This window comes from Thermogemmatispora argillosa, assembly GCF_059696725.1.
In genome coordinates this window covers 2,487,597-2,504,285 of sequence record NZ_AP019377.1, presented here as the reverse complement: position 1 = coordinate 2,504,285, position 16,689 = coordinate 2,487,597, and the positions used below count along the sequence as shown (strand labels likewise).

Genomic DNA, 16,689 nt, shown 5'->3' with positions numbered 1-16,689 from the left:
CGCAATCCTGCCGACACACTAGAGAACTCTGAGGACTCCCCGGCGAAGGTCCCCCGCTCCTGACCCCTATAACATTGATATATAACGATGTATCGACCACAGAATACTCGCTGAAACTGCAAGAGAAAGCCTGGTTGCTGGCCGCCTGTCGGGCCTGAGCGGGGTCCCTGGAACTAGAAGAGAGGGACAGCCTCGCTCAGCGGTCTGGCGAAGGAGGCCATAGAAAGGAGACGAGAGCGGCAAGTGGTACAATAAAGCCTGGATCTCACTGCCCGCCATGAGCAGATGACCGGGCTGGCGGCACCGCCAGAGCTACGGTCTGTGGACCCGGCAAAAAGGAGCACAGCGCCATGAACCTGGAGCGTATTCAGCAGGCCCTACAAGAGGAAGAACTGCACGGCTGGCTTTTCTATGATTTCCGCCGTTCCAATCCTATTGCCCACCGAATACTGGAGCTGCCGCGCGAACAGATGTTTACCCGTCGTTGGTTTTACTGGATACCGACCCAAGGGGAGCCGGTTGCCCTAGTAAGTGCGGTAGAGCCGCATGTCCTGCGCAGCCTGCCGGGAAAGCAGCGTATTTTCCGTTCCTGGCAAGAACTACATACCCAGCTCCGCAGCCTTTTCCAACCGGGCTGGCGGATTGCGATGGAATACTCGCCTCACAACGCCATTCCCTACCTGTCCACTGTTGACGCTGGCACCATTGAACTTGTGCGCACCTGCGGCGTCGAGATCGTCAGCTCAGCCAATCTGGCTCAGCACTTTGTCGCGCGCCTCACGCCCCAACAGATCGCCAGTCATCGCGAAGCGGGGCGACGACTTATAGCAGCCAAAGACAGACTCCTTGAGGAGCTAACGAGCGACCTACAGGCCGGGAGGAGCCTCGATGAGTATGGCGTCCAGCAACGCTTTCTAGCGCTGATGCAGGCTCAAGGGCTGCTTGTAGAGGAACCGCCGCTGATTGCCGTCAACAGCAATGCCAGCAACCCGCACTACACGCCCACCGCAGAGCAGCACAGCCCTATTCAGCGCGGCGACCTTCTCCTCATCGACTTCTGGGCGCGTTTGCCTGAACCAGAAGCGATCTACGCCGACTACACCTGGATGGCCTTCGTCGGTCGACAGGAAGACATTCCCCTGCGGCACCGCGAGATCTTTGCCCTCGTCTGTCAGGCCCGCGACACAGGACTTGACTTCATCCGCCAGCGCCTGGCAGCGGGTCGACCTCTGCAAGCCTACGAAGTTGACGATGTCGTCCGCGCCGTCATCGTGCGTGCTGGCTACGGCGATGCCTTTGTTCATCGCAGCGGTCACAGCATCACCACGGCGGAACATGGCGAAGGGGCGCACCTGGACAACCTGGAAACTCATGACGAACGTCGCCTTTTACCTGATACCTGCTGTTCACTGGAGCCAGGCATCTATCTGCCCGACTTTGGGGTACGCAGCGAAATCAACTTGCTCATCCACGAACGCGAGGTCGAGGTCACCGGCGTTCCCATGCAGCAAGAGATCGTTCCCCTACTCTAGCCTACCTCGTACTGGACAAAAGAGGCTGATCGCCAAAAGTGAGAGCAGCGCAGAACCTGAAACGGAATCTGAAACGAGCCAGGTAGAGAAAATCTAGCGCGCCTCAGCGCAATGCGAGTGACAAAATCAAAATCTTCGTTCATAGTAAGAGAGCGGGAAGAACCGCAAGCACCGAGCAGAGCAGAGCAGAGCACGTAACCAGGGAGCGAGCGATTCGGCTACAACGTAGGCGCTAGCCAAAGCGTATAACTGGTAATCAGAGATAGCGCGATGAAAGTGAGGGTGCAGCCCAGCTCAGCTAACTTATAGCTTAGCGGCGCTTAAATGCTCGGCCAGACTGAGCAATCTGCTTGCTGAAAAGATCCCGCACGGCGTGAGGCTGAGCGCAGAGCTGCGCCCGGAGCCGGGAGGCGAAAACACATGAGCAACGAATGGGAGCACGGCACCAACACGCCGGGAGGACTCCCCGGTCCGAACGATATAGATAAGCGACTCGAAGAGCTGGGGCGAGTACTGACTCAGGGAGTCAGCGAAGTTCAGCAGCAGCTCAAAAGGGTAGTCGATCGCGCAAGCACCTACTGGCAACAATCGCAGACGGTGCCGAGGCCAGCACCCCCCAGCGACAGCGAAGAGCAAAGGATTCGGCAACTTGTCAATAGCTGGTCGGCAGGTAACTGGCGCGTTGCGAAAGACCTGGGAACCTACATGGACATCGTCGCCATGAGTCGTGACGAGGTGTGGGAGATCACGGTCCAAACGCGCTGGGAACACCGGGCACTGGAAATTGTCAGCGAGCCATACACTGGCCAGGTGCCGGGCAAGCCGCAGCCACTCCTACCTGTCTGGGACTACGAGCTGCCGGAGGTCAGCGACCTGCGTCCGCCGACCACGCGCACCCGCCTGGCGGGCCTTGATGAATTGCTCGCTTGTACAGCTTGTAACGGTACAGGCCATGCCCTGTGTACTGAGTGCAATGGGCGTGGATGGATCACCTGCCCGGACTGCCGTGGGCGAGCCCGCAAGCGCTGCGCCACCTGCCGCGGGCGCGGCTATGTCGCCGATTGGGCCGAGCAAAAAAAGCGTCCCTTCTTACAGAGGCGTGTCGAGAAGCTGGCCAATGCCCTTGGCGAGCGCGTTTCCTCGGTCTTTGAGGGTATCCGTCAGCAGGGAGTGCCGGTTCCAAATCCTCTGGATACCGACCCGGCGAACAAGGGGCGTACCATTCCCTGCCCTGACTGTATCAATGGCGAGGTCGACTGCGACTGCGTCACTGGAAAACGCGTCTGTCCAGCCTGCCAGGGCGCCAAATCTGCCCTCTGTCCCGCCTGCAATGGAACTGGCAAGATTGTCCGCCATCGCGAGATCGTGCGCAGCTTTGAACTGCGCACACGGCGCCGCTTTGTCGGCACGGAAGCCTTGCCCCAGCAGCAACTACTCAAGGCTGAAGGAGAGCTGGTCTATAGCGCCGAAGTTGATGAGAAGCTCCATCCCGAAGCCCCGCCCGACGCTGTCCCGCTCGACGTCTGGCAGGCAGCCATTGAAGAAGTGCGAACAGCCGCGGCGGTCGCTGGACGTGCTAGCGCCGAGGCTGTCCAGTCGAGCCTGCGACCAACCCTGCAGGTGCTGGAACTGGTGCGCATCCCCTATATCAAGGTAGACTACCGTTACATTGACCGCGACTACACGCTCTACATCTACGATGGCGAGGGGCATGAAAAGTTCTATGCAGCCTCCTTCCCGCCACGCTGGGATCGGATTGAGCGCCTGGTCCGGGCTATTACCAGCGACCTGGCAGCGCCAGCTCAGCCGTCGCAGTCCTATGGCCCCGGTGAAAACTCCCAGCTACCGCGCGGCTACCGCGTGCCCGTCGAGAAGCCACCTTACTCGCTTGGCGAAGGCGACGAGGAGGAAGCGCTTTAAGCCCAAGGCCGACACCGGACCGGATACCGGCCTGACCCGGCCCGGTGTCGCCACCTCTCCCCTCCTTCCGTCAGCTCTCCTCTTCCCTCTCTGCTGCCTGCCTCTAGCTTGCCAGCCCCTGCGCTGCGCGCCGGCCTGGTGAGACTCCCTGACTTGGCCAATTTTCTCCCCAATTTGAAAAATTCCCCCCCACACCCCTTGACAAGGCCCTGGCCCTATGGCATAATTAAGTCCGCGCCGGACGGAAAGACGGTCAACAAATCTCTCGCAGAAATTCTCCACAGAGATTTCAGAACCGCGGTACGGTGTCCTCAGTGTTGTGTCCTGGAAAGAGCCTGACTCGTCAAGAGTCGCTCTGTCTGAGTGACACAGATGATTGATCCTGAGCGTAACTTGTAACGCGGCTGATCTTTGTCTGTCTTTCCGACGGGCAGAAGTGATCGCTAGTGCACCTTGACAATTGAAGAGTGGAAAACAGCAGAGGCGGATGTGCTGTGTTCGCCTAAAGTGGTGCTGTTTGCTGGCCCTCACGCCCGGGCACAGATCTCTGTGCCGCTAGGATTGGCTCGCAGACAGTCATTCAGGTGAAACAGCGCTGATGACTTCGTACATCCAGAGCTGAAGAGTTGTGCGGGTGGCTGGCTCAGCGGAGGCTGGGGAGTCATCCGCTGGATATACTGCCTTGATCCTCGCTTGGCGAGCGATCGAGGTGCTACAGAACTGGATGGCGAGTTTGATCCTGGCTCAGGACGAACGCTGGCGGCGTGCCTAACACATGCAAGTCGAACGCTCTCCCCGCGAGGGGAGGGAGTGGCGGACGGGTGAGGAACACGTGGGTAACCTGCCCTGCAGTGGGGGATACCGGTGCGAAAGCGCCGACAATCCCGCATACGGTGGCGCCTTGCGAGAGGCGTCAGGAAAGCTCCGTGCCGGAGGGCGCGGGGCGCTGCAGGAGGGGCCTGCGCCCGATTAGCTTGTTGGTAGGGTAAAGGCCTACCAAGGCGACGATCGGTAGCTGGTCTGAGAGGACGGCCAGCCACACTGGGATTGAGAGACGGCCCAGACTCCTACGGGGGGCAGCAGTGAGGGATCTTCGGCAATGGGCGCAAGCCTGACCGAGCGACGCCGCGTGCAGGAAGAAGGCCTTCGGGTTGTAAACTGCTTTTCTGGGGGAAGAGAAGAGGACGGTACCCCAGGAAGAAGCCCCGGCAAACTACGTGCCAGCAGCCGCGGTAAGACGTAGGGGGCGAGCGTTGTCCGGAGTTACTGGGCGTAAAGGGCCTGTAGGCGGTCTGGCAGGTTCCCGCTGACAGCTCGCGGCTTCACTGCGAGAGAGGCGGGAAGACGGTCGGACTTGGAGGGCCACAGAGGGACATGGAATTCCCGGTGGAGCGGTGAAATGCGTAGAGATCGGGAAGAACACCGAAGGCGAAGGCAGTGTCCTGGGTGGTACCTGACGCTGAGAGGCGAAAGCTAGGGGAGCGAACGGGATTAGATACCCCGGTAGTCCTAGCCGTAAACGATGACCACTAGGTGTGTGGGGAGATCGACCCCCTGCGCGCCGAAGCGAACGCAGTAAGTGGTCCGCCTGGGGAGTACGGCCGCAAGGCTAAAACTCAAAGGAATTGACGGGGACCCGCACAAGCAGCGGAGCGTGTGGTTTAATTCGATGCAACGCGAAGAACCTTACCAGGGTTGGACAAGCACGCTGAGGGTCCAGAGATGGGCCGGCCCGCAAGGGAGGCGTGCTCAGGTGCTGCATGGCTGTCGTCAGCTCGTGCCGTGAGGTGTTGGGTTAAGTCCCGCAACGAGCGCAACCCTCGCTCTCGGTTGGAGGTTTCCGAGGGGACTGCCGCGCACAACGCGGAGGAAGGTGGGGATGACGTCAAGTCAGCATGGCCCTGACATCCTGGGCGACACACACGCTACAATGGTCGGGACAGCGGGCAGCGACCCGGCGACGGGAAGCGAATCCCTAAAACCCGATCTCAGTGCAGATTGCAGGCTGCAACCCGCCTGCATGAAGGAGGAGTTGCTAGTAACCGCCGGTCAGCACACGGCGGTGAATACGTTCTCGGGTCTTGTACACACCGCCCGTCACACCACGAAAGCCGGCAACACCTGAAGCCGTCGGGCTAACCCCGTGCTAAGGCACGGGGAGGCAGGCGTCGAAGGTGGGGTCGGTGATTGGGGTGAAGTCGTAACAAGGTAGCCGTACCGGAAGGTGCGGCTGGATCACCTCCTTTCTAGGGAGTCGGAGGCTGGGAAGCAGGACAAGGCTGCTCCGCGCGGAGCGGCACCGTGAACCTGCTGTGTTCCCCCTCCCTTCCAGGTCGATCCGTTTCATCGGGTGAGTTGAGGCTGCTTAAGTGCGGTTTCGCTCCCAGATGAAACGTGCTTCCCAACTCTCCAGGTCACAGCGCTGAAATGCGAGCCGAGTAATCAGTCGAGATAATCGACTGGCTGAGGGATTGAGGCAGTAGACAGCCGCTGAGGTGCGAATGCGGCACAGCCTCTGCAGGTTTTCCACTTTTCAGGTGTCGGGGAGGGCGCGAGCGGCGGACGGCGAGGCTGAGAGCCTGAAGTCAGTAGCGGCGCCTCTCGTAGCCTGGCACCAGCACCTTAACAACTGAGTGTGTGTCTTGCTTCAATTTTGCTGAGCGAAATGAACCGTCGTAGACGGCGGGGCAAAAGCGAAGCCGAGACATCCGAGACAGAAAGGATAGGCGCGAAACGATCTCTTGCAGGTGTCGCGGGAAGCGGCACAAGCGAGAAGCGTACGCGGGGGATGCCTAGGCGCTGAAGGCCGAAGAAGGACGCGGCGAGCGGCGAAACGTTCAGGGGGAGCTGCTGGCAAGCGATGATCCCTGAGTCTCCGAATGGGGTAACCCCTCCGGCGTGATGGCCGGAGATCGGCGGCCACTGGGCCGACCGAGGGGCAGTGGGTGAACTGAAACATCTTAGTAGCCCGACGAAGCGAAATCAACCGAGAGGCCCTCAGTAGTGGCGAGCGAACGGGGCTCAGCCCAAACCGTTCTGGGACCGGCAACGGCTCCCCGAGCGGGGTTGGAGGGCCAGCGCGGGGCAACGCCCGGCTCAGCCGAGGCTGTACCCGAAGTGGCTGGAACGCCACACCAGAGAAGGTGAGAGTCCTGTAGGGGAAACAGCTCAGGCGGGGTTGGCGCTGGTGCCTGAGTACCACAGGGCACGAGGAACCCGGTGGGAAGCAGGGGGGACCACCCTCCAAGGCTAACTACCTTCAGCGACCGATAGCGGACGCAGTACCGTGAGGGAAAGGTGAAAAGCACCCCGAGAGGGGGATGAAAGAGGACCTGAAACCGCGTACGCGACAAGCAGTCAGAGGCCCATGCCGTGGGCGGCAGGCCGCTGGGCGAGCCAGGCGACTGGGGAGCCCAGGCAGGCGGACCACGAGCGGGCTGATGGCGTGCCTTTTGCAGAATGATCCGGCGAGTGCATCGCCGTTGCCGCAGGTTAACCTCCCGTGAGAGGAGGGGAGCCGGAGGGAAACCGAGTCTGAAGAGGGCGCCGCTTCCAGGGAACTGGGAGCAGGTAGCGGCGATGGGACCCGAAACCGTGTGAGCTACCCATGGCCAGAGTGAAGCGGATGTGACAATCCGTCGAGGCTCGCACCCACTGGTGTTGCAAAACCAGGGGAGGAGCTGTGGGTAGGGGTGAAATGCCAAGCGAACACGGAGATAGCTGGTTCTCCCCGAAATGCATGGAGGTGCAGCCCGCCGCGGCAGCGCTGGGAGGTAGAGCGCTGTGTGGGTGCGGGGCCAGGAGCTGGTTACCAAGCTCACGCAAACTGCGAATGCCCAGCGCGGCAGGCCGACAGGCCATCAAGAGGGGCGGCGGAGTGAGTCTGGCGGGGATAACCTTGCCAGACGAGAGGGGAACAACCCAGACCACCGGCTAAGGTCTCCAAGGGGCTGCTGAGTGGAAAAGGAGGTCAGCTGGCCCAGACAGCCAGGATGTTGGCTTAGAAGCAGCCATCATTGAAAGAGTGCGTAATAGCTCACTGGTCGAGCGAGCTGGCGCCGACAACACCAGGAGGCTGAAGCAGCCGACCGAAGCCGTGGAGCCTTGTGGGGGCGTGGGCAGACCACGCGCCGCGAGGCTGGTAGGGGAGCGTTCCGCGAGCGGGGAAGCCGGACCGCAAGGACCGGTGGAGCGAGCGGAAGTGCGAATGCCGGAATGAGTAGCGCCAAGGGGGGTGAGAATCCCCCCCACCGAAAGCCTAAGGGTTCCTGGGCACCGTTGATCGACCCAGGGTGAGGCGGGCCCTAAGCCGAGGACGGTAGGTCGTAGGCGATGGAGAGCAGGTGGAGAATCCTGCCCCAGAGGGCGTCGAGAAGAGCGAAGGGGGGACGCGGTAGGGAAGGTGAACCCATCGAGTGGACAGGATGGGCTGCCTGTTGGAAGCGAGGCGCCGAGGGAAAGCCCGGCGCCAGGAGGCGTGACCGCAGGCACGAGCCTCCGAGAGGAGGCGACAAGTCACCGGCCCCCAGGCCGCCAAGAAAAGCCTCTAGCCAGACGGCCCTCTGCCCGTACCGCAAACCGACACAGGTAGGCAGGGAGGTAAACTCCCGAGGTGAACGAGTGAGCCTCTGTCAAGGAACTCGGCAACTTGGCCCCGTACCTTCGGAAGAAGGGGCGCCTTCGTAGCTGGCGCTGACCGGAGGGGCGCTCCGAGAGGGGCGCGTAGAGCAGGTCAGGGCTGGTGAGGAGGCCGCAGGAATAGGCCCAGGCGACTGTTTACCAAAAACACAGGTCCCTGCGAACGCGGAAGCGGAGATATAGGGGCTGACTCCTGCCCAGTGCCGGAAGGTGAAGCTGGCGGGTGAGCGCAGCTCGCCAGGGAAGCCCCGGTGAACGGCGGCCGTAACTCTAACGGTCCTAAGGTAGCGAAATTCCTTGTCGGGTAAGTTCCGACCCGCACGAAAGGAGGAACGACCTGGGCGCTGTCTCGACAGAGGGCTCGGCGAAATTGCAGTACCCGTGAAGATGCGGGTTGCCCACGACAGGACAAAAAGACCCCGTGGAGCTTGACTCTAGCCTGGCCTGGTGCCGAGGGCACACCTGCGGAGGATAGGTGGGAGCCGAAGAAGCCGCCCTTGCGGGGGCGGTGGAGGCGCCGGTGAAATACCACTCTGGTGTGTTGTCGGGACTCATGCGGAGCCGGTGGAGCCCGGCCGCAGACAGGGCTAGGTGGGGAGTTTGACTGGGGCGGTCGCCTCCTAAAGGGTAACGGAGGCGCCCAAAGGTTCCCTCAAGGTGGATGGACATCACCTGAAGAGTGTACAGGCAGAAGGGAGCTTGACTGCGAGGCTAACGAGCCGAGCAGGGACGAAAGTCGGGCTGAGTGATCCCACATGTCCGAGTGGAAGGCGTGTGGCGCAACGGACAAAAGCTACCCCGGGGATAACAGGCTGATCCTGCCCAAGAGTTCCCATCGACGGCAGGGTTTGGCACCTCGATGTCGGCTCGGCGCATCCTGGGGCTGGAGTAGGTCCCAAGGGTTGGGCTGTTCGCCCATGAAAGCGCCACGTGAGCTGGGTTCAGAACGTCGTGAGACAGTTCGGTCTCTATCCGTCGTGGGCGAGAGGAAGCGTGAGGGGAGTCCGCTCTAGTACGAGAGGACCGAGAGGGCTTGACCGCTGGTGAGCCGGTTGGCCTGCCCAGGCCAGAGCCGGGTAGCTACGTCAGGCGAGGAGAAGCGCTGAAAGCATCTAAGCGCGAAGCCGACCCCAAGAGGCGCTTCCCGCTCCAGGCGGTAGTCGCCGCCGGAGATAAGGTCCCAGGCAGACGACCTGGTCGATAGACCGGAGGTGGACACCTGGTAACAGGTGCAGCTGACCGGCCCTAATGACCGAACGGCTTGTGCCTCCCTTACGATACTGCAAAAGATCACTGAGCGCCTGCCTATTGTCAAGGATGGAGCGCGCGACGCTTCCCCGCTGTCACGACGGCAGTTCTCCCTCAGCAAAATTGAGGCAAGACACCCTCCAGTTGTAGGGTTCTCCTTCAGGAAGAAAAGGGGCGTGCTAAATGAGGCAATGCCCTTTTTTTATAGCTCTGAGCGCAGCAGAGTATGATCATCGATTTCCATACTCACCTTTTTCCTCCCCACATCTGCGAGCAGCGCGAGCGCTACTGTGAACGTGACCCCTGGTTTCGAACCCTCTACGCTAATCCCCGCGCTAAGCTGGCCACCGCTGAAGACCTGATCGCGGAGATGGATGCCTCGGGTGTGGATGCTTCCGTGGCCTTCTCCTTCGGTTGGACCGACCCAGGCCTTATCGAGGAAGGTAATAGCTATATCCTGGATGCCATGCGTCGCTATCCAGGTCGCATCTATGGCATGGCTGTAGCCTTGCCAACTGCCGGCAAGCGGGCGGTACGTGAGCTGGAGCGCTGTGCTCAGGCCGGCATGATCGGCCTGGGCGAACTCATGCCCCACGGCCAGGGCTATCGCTTGAGTGACATCCATCTACTGGCTCCTCTTATCGAGGTCGTGCGCCACTATAATCTGCTCGTTCTCTCCCACTGTAGCGAGCCAGTAGGCCACCTCTACCCCGGAAAGGGCGATGTCTCCCTGGCCGACGTAGTTGCCTTCCTGACAGCCTTCCCCGATGTGCGCTTTGTCGCGGCGCATTGGGGCGGCGGCTTGCCTTTTTATACCCTGATGCCAGAGGTGCAGCAAGTCTGTTCCCTGGTGTGGTATGATACTGCTGCAACGGTCTTCCTCTACCGTCCGGCCATCTTTCCAACAGTGGCCAGACTGGTAGGCGCTGATCGCATCCTCTTTGCTAGCGATTATCGCTTGCTGCGCCAGCGCCGTGTTATCGAGCATATTCAGCAGGCTGGTCTCAGCCCTGATGAGCTAAGCAAAATCCTGGGCGAAAATGCACGCCTCCTGCTTGGCCTGCCTGAACAAGCGGCGCACTGATGCGGTCAGAGAAGGCCAGTTCCGTAGGCCCTCTCAGGGCAAAAACAGAAGATCCTGTCTGGAAGAGCGAAAACAGCAGGCCCGAGTAGAGGTATGCGTGTCATTTCTCTAGGAAGCGGTAGCAGCGGCAACGCCTTGCTGATCGAGGCTGGACCAGCCGGACGGACCAGGCTGCTAGTCGACGCTGGCTTGCCTTGCCGTACTCTGATCAATCGCCTTCATCTTGTTGGCGTCTCACCTGCCCAAATCCTCGCCGTTCTCCTCACTCACGAGCACGACGATCATACTCTGGCCCTGCCTACGCTGCTGAAGCGCTATGATCCGCTTGTGATCGCTGATCCAGCTACCCTGGCGGCCCTAAGTGAGGCCCCGCGGTCGCTGGATAGCGGTGACGGCGAAGGCAGCCGCAGACCTGGTACAGATCAGCAGACGGATCAGCTGCCTTGCCTGGAGACGCAGGCCCCAGACCGGCAGAAGTTGCCAGTTGCGAGCGCAGAAAGAAGAATAGTGACGCCGTCCCTGAGACGAACGCTGGCTTTGCCCGCTGGTAGCTCCTGCCTGCTTGGAGATATTGAGATTATTTCCTTCCCGGTCCCTCATGATGCTGTCGCTCCCTGCGGCTACCTGCTCTGTGCAGGCGGCTGCCGCGTCTGCGTGGTAGTCGATAGTGGCTCGGTCACCCTCACCATGCTGGAAGCTATGCGCCAAGCTGATCTCCTCATTCTGGAGGCCAATCACGACCGCGAGCGGCTTCTACACGGTCCCTACAGCTATGCCCTCAAAATGCGTATCCTCAGTCCCACTGGCCATCTCTCGAATGAGCAGGCGGCTCAGGCGATCCTCCAGACCTGGCGCGCCGATAGCTTGCGCTGGATCTGGCTGGCCCATCTAAGCCAGGTCAATAACACGCCCCAGCTCGCCTTAAGCAGCGTTCAGCGCCAGCTTGTGGAGGCCGGCGCCGCTCTGCGGCAAGTTCACTTGGCCACGCTCCCCCGCGCAATAGGTCCAACCTGGGACTCAACACGTCTCTGGCACGATGAATACTGGTGGCGTGGGGGCATCTCCTCAGAAGGTAATGCGTAAGCGGTTCCTCCGCTAACAAGAAGCTTGCCAGCCCTGTATGTCTCGGCTTCGGCTGCCAGGTTCTACTAGAGGCTAGAGAGCAGCTCGCCATGACTTATAACTCTTGCAAGGCCTTGCTGGCCCGCTCTATATCGCGCACGGCGTGCAGTGCCCTAAAGAAGCCCAGCGCCTGAGTAAAGGAGTGACGCGCTAACTCGCGCCACTGTCTGGTTGCCTCCGGCAGTTGTGCGCTAGCCGCCTGTCTGCGATACAGCTCGCCAAGGCAATAGAGCGTCTGGCCTCGCTCCCACGGCAGATCAAGGCGCTCAAAAAGCTCTAATGCCTGCTGCAGACAGGTTCGCGCCTCCTCCCAGCGTTGAAGAGTGAGAGCCAGACGGCCCTGTGCTCGCAAGGCCCGCCCCTCAGCCTTGATCGCTTGGGACCGGCGTGCCGCTACAAGCGCGCGCTGACACCATCTGGCCTGCTCCTCAGCAGAGGTTTCTCTCCGGGTCAATAGCTCGGCTAGCAATGCCTGTTGCTCTGGCTTAACGAACGGCTCATGATGCCTAATCTCTTCCTTGAGTGTCTCCGCTGCGCTGCTCCACTCCTCGCGGGCAATCTGTACAGCAAGCTCAAGATCAAGGCGCAGCAGCAGTGAGGACACCTGTTCGCTGAGGAGCTTTAAACGACGAAGATAGCGCTCGCCTTGCTCATAGTCACCGGTCTGGAAGGCGATCAAAACCAGATGCTTTAGCGCATCGATCTCCCACATTTCTTCAAGCTGGTATTGTTCTATCAACTGCAGAGCCTTCTGCGCCGCCTCACGGGCATCATCCCAACGGTCCCACTCGTACCAGACATGGATGCGCCCCAACATGCTCAGCAGAAGCAAGGAGGGGCTTTCCATTGTCTGTGCAACCTGCCAGGCTTCACCGAACCAGCGCGCTGCCGTTGGATAATCGCAAATGAAAAAGTGAACCCAGCCGAGAGAGTAATAGAGATCGTGCAGCTCCTGGCGGTCCGGGCGACCCTGTTGACGGATAATCTGAGCCTGAAGCTGTTGGCGCTGATGCTGCGTGCGATGGGCTTCCGCATAATCGCAGAGCTTCATATAGATGCCCCCCAGCGCGTCGAGCGCCAGCCAGAGCGCTTCTACATCTTGGGCTTCCTCGGCCAGGCGTCGTGCCTCACGGGCGCTCTGCAGGGCTTGCTCAGCCCTCCTGGCTCGCTCGTCGATATCGCTGGGATCGTCATCCCGTCGGTGCATGTACCACAGCGCCAGATAGGTCAGGAAAACAGCTCGATCTCCCTGATCCTCGGCGAGGGCCAGCCCGGCATCGATGTAGGTGCGTACTTCATCCATATCGGGAGGAGTATCGTGCCACGGACCCCAGCGCGTCGCCAGCTCGGCCAGACTGTCATAAAGATAGAGAAGATCAGCTGAGGGCGGCTCAGGCTCCGTTCCCAGAAGCTGGAGCGCCTGGCGATAGGCTTGCCAGGCTTCTTTCAAATTGGCGCGCTGCGTGAAAGCGTCGCCCAGCTTCTCATACATGCGCGCCAGTGCGCGGCCATCCGCCCCGCTCTCTCTCAATAGCTCCAGCGCGTCGCTGTACGCCTGAATGGCTCGAATCGTATAGTAGCTGCGCAATGCCTGATCGCCAGCTCTTGTCAGGTAGACCGTCGCTCGCTCCCGCAGCTCCTGCAATGATAGCTCAGGCTTCGTCTCCTCACCAGCAAAGCCAGCGAGCAGACTATGTGTCCAGTTGGAGGCGGCCTGCTGATAATGATAAGCCAGCAGCTCGACAAAGCGCTCAGTGCGCCCAGCAACTTGCTCTTCCAGCCAGCGCGCCAGTCGAGCATGACTCACAGCGCGGTGGGAGCGTGAGAGCGTATGGTAGACAACATCTCGCGTCAGAATATGCTTAAAGCTAAAGACCCGATCATTCTCAACAGGGCTCCGGTCGCGCCGCTCCGATTCAGAGATAAAATCGCGTGTGATCAGCGACTCCAATGTCTGCAGGAGCGTCTCCTCATCTAGATCGGCAGTGAGCTCGCGCAGACCTGAGAGCCAAAAAGTACGCCCGATAATTGCCGCCTTTTGCAATACATGCTTTTCGACAGGGCTGAGCAGATCGACACGTGCCGCCAACACACCTTGAATCGTGTCGGGGACACGGGGCAAGGGCAGCGTATAGTGAAGATCTAGCAAGGCGTCGTCTGGAGGCCCTGCCGGACTGGCCAAATCACTGAGAAGGTGCTCCTTCTCGCGAGCAACGCGCCAGCTATCCTGCTCATAGACCAGAATTCCCTGATCAATGAACATGCGGATCAGCTCCTCAACGAAGAAGGGATTCCCCTCAGCTCGCGAGAGGATCGTGTGACAGAGGGCTTCGGGTAGCTCGCTGTTCTTTAGCAGTGCACGCACTAGCTCCTTGCTCTCGTCGGGAGAGAGCGCCTCTAAGACAATGGTCGTAAAGTTGCGCTGACCTCCGCCCCAGTCTTGGCGCCGTTCTAGAAACTCAGGCCGCGCCGGACACAGCAAAAGCAGCGGAGCATTGCTTAAACGCTCCATCAGGTGCTCCAGCAGATCAAGGAGAGCTTCGTCGGCCCACTGGAGATCGTCAATCACAAGAATGAGTGGCTGCCGCTGGGCCAGCGCAGCAAGAAAAATCCGCCACGAGCGTAGGAGTGTCATCTGCGTTCCGCTCTGTTCCAGGTTGCGAGCATAAGCTGTGCGCTGCCGCTCGCGACGCTCGCCGCCCGCTAGCGTCGCTGATGCGCCAAGCTGGCGACCGATACTCAGCAGGATGGCCTCAGCTACACCTGCGGCATCTTCTTTGTGTCCAGCCTGCTCCAGCACCTCGCTGACGAAGGCCGTGAAACGGCTATGAATCTCCTCGTCGCTCTCGTTATATTGAACCTGAAGCAAGGCCCGCAGGATCTCAATCAGCGGCCAGTAGGTGATACCTTCCCCATAGGGGGGACAACGCCCGTACATCACCAGCGGCGCCGGCCCTTGATCTGTACCAGCCGTGCTGCGGGCCTTCTCCTGCTCACGTTCGATAAACTCGTGGACCAGGCGGGATTTGCCGATGCCCGAAGGGCCGAGCAGGGTGATCAAATGAGGCTGCCGCTCGGCCAGAACGCGCGCATAGGTCGCGTGCATCAGGGTCAGCTCGAGCGAGCGCCCAATGAGCGGCGCCAGAAGGCCGCGCCGGGCACGTGTTATCAGTACGCTGGCGGGCTGCTCCTCCGCCAGGCCCAGCACAACCCAGGCCCGAATCGCCTCCGCTTTCCCCTTCACGTGCAATGGCGCCAATGGACGAAAGCGAAAGGTTTCGCGTGTCGCCAGATAAGTACGCTCGCCAACCAGGATGGTATCGGGACTGGCTACCTGCTGCAGCCGGGCAGCTATATTGACCGCATCGCCGGTCACAAGAAAGTCACCACGCCTGCTGAAGCTGCCATCAGGTCCAGGCGTAGCAACCTCGCCGGTATTGATCCCGATGCGCATCTGTAAGGGGATGGCCTCGGGATCACGCTCACGCCGCGCTTGATTGAAACGCACAAGAGCAGCTTGCATATCGAGTGCCGCACGAATGGCCCGGTCAGGGTCATCCTCGTGAGCCTGCGGCAGGCCAAAGACAGCCATGACGGCGTCGCCGATGTATTTTTCCACTATGCCGCCATGACGCCGAATCTGCTCGGTCATCAGGTTGAAGTAGCCGGCAAGAATAGCCCGCATGTCCTCGGGATCAAGGTGATCAGCCAGGGGAGTCGAGCCAGTAATGTCGGCAAACATCACAGTGACGACCCGCCGCTCTTCGGGTGTGCTCAAAGCTGGAATTTGTCCGGTAGCCTGCTCCTGTGCTGGCGCCTCTGGACGCCCAGGCACAGGCGACCAGGATGGTGTTTCTCCCCACGACTCTTCTCGCCTGCTAGCGGTGGAGGCCGGCAGTGACAACGTGTCTGCTCTCTCCGGCCAGCGCCCTTTCGGCCCCTGGGCACGCCCACACTCAATGCAGAAGTGCGCCATCGGAGGATTGGCCGTACCACAGTAAGGGCAGATCAGGAAGCGCAGGCCGCAGGCAAAACAAAATTTGGCATGCGGCGGATTCTGCGTCTGACAGCGCGGGCAGCGCAGCATGATCTGTGTGCTCTTTCTTTTCCTTTAGCTACCTACGGCTCGGGCTAGCCTCTCTCGGCTACTGAAAATCCTGCTCTTGGGCTAGCTCTGACGACCGCCTCTGGCGAATCTATAGCTGTATTCTACTATATCTCGCGAGTCATGAGATAGCAGAGATTCCCTGATGCGTGATGGCCCTCGGTAGCTCCCCCAGGCCTCCGACCAGGAAACCGGCCGGGAAGCGGATCAGCGCTCGGCTGCCTCAGATGTGCGCTTTCTGCCCAGCTTGACGAACCGGGCAGATTTGCGTACTATGGGGCGGATGGAAGGGAGAAGTATGCCTATGCCACGAGATTTTCGTGTCGAGAGCCGTAGCTATGATGGAGTGCTGCGCGGCACCTGGCGCGCCTATCGCCTTTCACCAGATGTGCAACTGGGTGATCCGCCAACCGCTGAGCCAAGCGCTGACTGCCTGCGCCTCTGGCTGCCCGCTGGAACACTGATGGAATGGACGACGGGCGCTCGTCCCCTGCGCCATCATTGCCTCCAGTTCTTCTGGCCTGAGCGCTGGTATATGTTGAGCGCCTTCTATAGTGGCCGCGATCTGCTCTATACGTATGCAACTATTATCCTGCCACCAACAATCGAGGTGGCAGGTGTGCACTATGTCGATCTCGACCTGACCATGCTGGTCCGCCCCGATCTCTCCTACGAGGTGCTGACTCAGGCCGAATTCGATCACATGGTGGAGTTGCTCGACTATAGCGAGGAGACGCGCATCGGCGCCTTGATGGCCCTGCGCACACTGACAAATGCGGCCCAGATCGGAACAGGCCTCTTTCGCCTGATCCCTCAGCGCCTTCTCCAAACCGATTTCGATCAGCATGGCTGCCTGTCGCAGAGCGGCCTGAGCTGAGGAATGGTCGACGTCAGCGCCTGATCCCTTGCTACCGTCAACCACAAGCCGCCGGGGCTGTCTCAGGCCGTTCTCGCTTAACCCTTAGTGACTACTCACTCACCCACGCAAGCCACCCTCCAGGTCCCAGGCTGCGCTGTCTCAGGCGCAGCCTGCCTGGTTC

Annotated in this window: 6 protein-coding genes and 2 rRNA genes; 7 read left to right on the top strand and 1 reads right to left on the bottom strand. The window is 60.5% G+C overall.

The annotated features are described in order from the left end of the window. Positions 1-350: 350 nt before the first annotated feature. The 6 genes from AC6H1L_RS09765 to AC6H1L_RS09740 all read left to right on the top strand — a co-directional run bounded on the left by AC6H1L_RS09765 (position 351) and on the right by AC6H1L_RS09740 (position 11,505). Positions 351-1,532 carry a M24 family metallopeptidase gene (locus AC6H1L_RS09765; protein WP_497601300.1) on the top strand — a complete coding sequence of 394 codons (1,182 nt, stop codon included), beginning with the start codon at positions 351-353 and terminating at the stop codon, positions 1,530-1,532. A 420-nt stretch (positions 1,533-1,952) separates the two neighbouring features. Continuing rightward, positions 1,953-3,452, top strand: a complete 1,500-nt coding sequence (locus AC6H1L_RS09760; protein ID WP_497601299.1) for a hypothetical protein — start codon at positions 1,953-1,955, stop codon at positions 3,450-3,452. A gap of 721 nt (positions 3,453-4,173) precedes the next feature. After that, a 16S ribosomal RNA gene (locus tag AC6H1L_RS09755) occupies positions 4,174-5,698 on the top strand. A 516-nt stretch (positions 5,699-6,214) separates the two neighbouring features. Next, positions 6,215-9,359 (top strand): 23S ribosomal RNA (locus tag AC6H1L_RS09750). The 16S and 23S rRNA genes sit together here, the layout of an rRNA operon. Positions 9,360-9,564: 205 nt before the next feature. Beyond that, positions 9,565-10,422 carry an amidohydrolase family protein gene (locus AC6H1L_RS09745; RefSeq protein WP_497601298.1) on the top strand — a complete coding sequence of 286 codons (858 nt, stop codon included), beginning with the start codon at positions 9,565-9,567 and terminating at the stop codon, positions 10,420-10,422. 93 nt (positions 10,423-10,515) lie between these two features. Next, complete coding sequence (locus tag AC6H1L_RS09740; RefSeq protein WP_497601297.1) at positions 10,516-11,505, top strand: MBL fold metallo-hydrolase; 990 nt, start codon at positions 10,516-10,518, stop codon at positions 11,503-11,505. A 94-nt stretch (positions 11,506-11,599) separates the two neighbouring features. Here AC6H1L_RS09740 and AC6H1L_RS09735 read toward each other — a convergent pair whose 3' ends face one another. Next, positions 11,600-15,631 carry an adenylate/guanylate cyclase domain-containing protein gene (locus AC6H1L_RS09735; protein ID WP_497601296.1) on the bottom strand — a complete coding sequence of 1,344 codons (4,032 nt, stop codon included), beginning with the start codon at positions 15,629-15,631 and terminating at the stop codon, positions 11,600-11,602. A gap of 322 nt (positions 15,632-15,953) precedes the next feature. Here AC6H1L_RS09735 and AC6H1L_RS09730 point away from each other — a divergent pair, with 322 nt between their 5' ends. Then, positions 15,954-16,526, top strand: a complete 573-nt coding sequence (locus AC6H1L_RS09730) for a DUF402 domain-containing protein (RefSeq protein WP_497601295.1) — start codon at positions 15,954-15,956, stop codon at positions 16,524-16,526. Positions 16,527-16,689: the final 163 nt, after the last annotated feature.